The sequence below is a fragment of the Albidovulum sp. genome (genome assembly GCF_049646345.1).
Lineage (GTDB): Bacteria > Pseudomonadota > Alphaproteobacteria > Rhodobacterales > Rhodobacteraceae > Albidovulum.
Window position 1 is genome coordinate 1 of sequence record NZ_JBARVQ010000146.1, and the last position, 2,994, is coordinate 2,994.

The window sequence follows — 2,994 nt, forward strand, 5'->3', positions numbered from 1 at the left end:
CCCCGGCTTTGGGAGCGGCACGGGGGGGCTCGATTGCTTGGGCCGTTGGCCGGTGATGTGTTCCCTGCGGCGCAAAAGCGCGTAAAAAGAATCTAAGGATACCCAAGGCGGTCTCGTTTCGGCAGGTGCTTTGTCCAAGCCGAAAGGGTCAAGCAGCTTTTGGTCAAAAGTCAGGCGATTATTCGGCGCGAGGCGGGCAATGCGCGCGCCTCGAGCTGTCACGCTACCCCCGGGTCAGGTCCAGAAACACGTCCTGCAGGTCCGGTTCTTCGGTTCTGACGTCGCGGATCACGATACCCGCCTTGCGAACGGCATCGAGGATCGCATTCGCAGAGGTTTCTCCGCGCCGGTAGGACAGCGCCAGCGCGCCGTCCGCCCTGCGTTCAATCTCGACGCCCTTGGGCATCTGGATCGGGTCCGGCACGGCGGATTCGGGGTGGATCACCAGCGTCTTGGCATCCATGCGGCCCAGAAGGGCCGACGTGGTGTCCTGCACCACCAGTTCGCCCTGATTGATGATCGCGATCTCGTCGCACATCTCTTCGGCCTCTTCGAGGTAATGCGTCGTCAGGATGATCGTCATGCCGCGTTCGCGGTTCAGTTTTCGCACATTGGCCCAAAGCATCTGGCGGATCTCGATATCCACCCCCGCCGTCGGTTCGTCGAGGACGAGGATCTGGGGGAAATGCACCAGCGCCTTGGCCAAGAGCAGTCGCCGGCGCATACCGCCCGACAGTGTCCGCGCATAGGCATCGGCCTTGTCGCTGAGGCCGACCATTTCAAGGATTTCGTCGGACCGGCGCTGCGCTTTCGGCACGCCGTAAAGCCCGGCCTGTACCTCGAGCGCGCCACGCGGGGAAAAGAACGGGTCGAGGTTCAGTTCCTGCGGCATCACGCCGATGGCCGCGCGCGACTGGCGCGGGTTCACATCCTGATCGAAGCCCCAGATCCTGACCTTGCCGGAGGATTTGATCACCAGCCCCGCAAGGATATTGATCAGCGTCGACTTGCCCGCCCCGTTGGGTCCCAGCAGGCCAAAGATCGACCCGGCGGGGATCTTCAGGTCGATGCCCTTCAGCGCCACCTTCTCGGCCCCGCCGCGTCCGGCGCGGTAGGTCTTTCTGAGGTTCTCGATCTCAATCGCAAATTCGGTCATTCCAGCCTTGCCCGTGCCCTGCCATCCGCTATCATGCGCCCGACTTAGACTGCGGCCCCGCCCGCGACAACCGGAAGAGACAAGCAATGACCATAGACGCGCCGGAAACCGAAGTGGTGGACAGCTGGAAGATCGCCTGCGATGGCGGCGGCGGTGCGCTGGGTCATCCCCGCGTCTGGTTGCAGATCCCGCATGATACCGGCTGGGTCGAATGCGGTTATTGCGACAAGAAATACATTCACAAGGACTTTGCCGAAAAGGTGAAGTGACGCCGCGACCGCCGCGCTATGCCGCTGACCGTTTGACCGTGGCCGTGGCGATGCCCATTGCAATCAGCGCCCCGCCGCCCAGACGCGAGATCATCGCCAGCACCGATGGCCGTGCGATGCGGCTGCGCAGTTTGTCCGCCAGAAGCGCATAGGCAAGGGCGTTGATCGTCGCCAGACCGACGAAAGTCGCGATCAGGATCGCGAATTGCGGCAGCAAGGGCTGCCCGGGTGCGACGAACTGCGGCACGAAGGCGATGAAGAAGGCGATGGATTTCGGATTCAGGGCCGTCACGGTGGCGGCATGGCCGAAGACGCTTGCCGGTGTCGCTGCCGCCACATGTTCCAAGGCGCCGAGCGAGGCTCGGGGTGCGCTGCGGATCAGCTTGATGCCAAGAAAGACCAGATAGGCCGCGCCAACCAGTTTCAGCACTGTGAACAGGCTGGCCGAAGCCAGAACCAAGGCGCCGAGCCCCGCCAATGACGCCGACATCGCGATGAAGTCGCCCAATGCCACACCGAAGGCGGTCGCCAGGGCCACCCTGCGCCCCTGACTGATCGCGTAGCTCAGCACCAACAGAACCGTCGGGCCGGGGATCATCAGAAGCGCCGTGGAAGCGGCGACGAAGGCAAGCCAGATGTGAAAGTCCATGCGAATCCTGTTCCTGATCGGTCGGCCAAGCCAGCCACAGCTTCACAACAAGGTAAAGCGCCAACCGGTCGACTGCAGCCGATCCGCCTGCACGATCTGGAACGCCGGAGCCAAACATGGCATGACATGCGGATCGGACAAAACTTGGGGGCGCGAGACATGACATTCGGCAAGGGCTGCCACCTGCATCTGATCGACGGATCGGCCTTCATCTTCCGCGCCTACCACGCGCTGCCGCCGCTGACGCGCAAGTCCGACGGGCTGCCGATCGGCGCGGTGGCGGGGTTCTGCAACATGCTGTTCAAGATCGTCGAAGAATCCAAGGGCGACGAGGCGCCGACCCATGTCGCCGTCATTTTCGATTATTCCGGCAAGTCGTTCCGCAACGAGATCTACGACAAGTACAAGGCCCAGCGCCCGCCCGCGCCCGAGGACCTTGTGCCGCAATTCCCGCTGACCCGCGACGCCACCCGCGCCTTCAACGTCGCCTGTATCGAGGTCGAGGGCTTCGAGGCCGATGACATCATCGCCAGCTTCGCCTGCCAGGCCCGCAACGCCGGAGGCCGCGTTACGATCGTGTCATCCGACAAGGACCTGATGCAACTGGTCGGCGACGGGGTCGAGATGCTCGACCCGATGAAGAACAAGCGCATCGACCGCGACGGCGTGATCGAGAAATTCGGCGTCGGGCCGGAACGCGTCGTCGATGTGCAGGCGCTGGCCGGGGATTCGGTCGATAACGTGCCGGGCGCACCGGGGATCGGGATCAAGACGGCAGCGCTCCTGATCAACGAATACGGCGATCTCGACACGCTTCTGGAACGCGCCGGCGAAATCAAGCAGCCCAAGCGCCGCGAAGCGCTCATGGACAATATCGAGCAGATCCGCATTTCCAAGCGCCTCGTGCAGTTGGACTGCGA

The 2,994-nt window shown here is 63.2% G+C and carries 4 protein-coding genes; 2 read left to right on the forward strand and 2 right to left on the reverse strand.

Translation table 11 applies throughout. The annotated features are described in order from the left end of the window. Positions 1–223: 223 nt before the first annotated feature. Positions 224–1,156 (reverse strand): ABC transporter ATP-binding protein, encoded by a 933-nt coding sequence (locus WBB85_RS03595; RefSeq protein ID WP_432637252.1) that lies wholly within the window; start codon positions 1,154–1,156, stop codon positions 224–226. A gap of 86 nt (positions 1,157–1,242) precedes the next feature. Between WBB85_RS03595 and WBB85_RS03600 the strand changes: the two genes are divergently transcribed. Continuing rightward, positions 1,243–1,425 carry a zinc-finger domain-containing protein gene (locus tag WBB85_RS03600; protein WP_432637253.1) on the forward strand — a complete coding sequence of 61 codons (183 nt, stop codon included), beginning with the start codon at positions 1,243–1,245 and terminating at the stop codon, positions 1,423–1,425. Positions 1,426–1,441: 16 nt separating this feature from the next. Here WBB85_RS03600 and WBB85_RS03605 read toward each other — a convergent pair whose 3' ends face one another. Beyond that, positions 1,442–2,074 (reverse strand): LysE family translocator, encoded by a 633-nt coding sequence (locus WBB85_RS03605; RefSeq protein ID WP_432637254.1) that lies wholly within the window; start codon positions 2,072–2,074, stop codon positions 1,442–1,444. A gap of 159 nt (positions 2,075–2,233) precedes the next feature. On the opposite strand from WBB85_RS03605, the gene WBB85_RS03610 reads away from it, so the two are divergent. Next, on the forward strand, positions 2,234–2,994 hold a 761-nt coding region (locus tag WBB85_RS03610), incomplete at its 3' end, for a 5'-3' exonuclease (RefSeq protein ID WP_432637255.1).

What these genes read in the sequence shown, in the direction of transcription:
- WBB85_RS03595 (WP_432637252.1), bottom strand. Translation starts at nt 1,156, where the DNA reads ATGACCGAATTTGCGATTGAGATCGAGAACCTCAGAAAGACCTACCGC.
- WBB85_RS03600 (WP_432637253.1), top strand. Translation starts at nt 1,243, where the DNA reads ATGACCATAGACGCGCCGGAAACCGAAGTGGTGGACAGCTGGAAGATC.
- WBB85_RS03605 (WP_432637254.1), bottom strand. Translation starts at nt 2,074, where the DNA reads ATGGACTTTCACATCTGGCTTGCCTTCGTCGCCGCTTCCACGGCGCTT.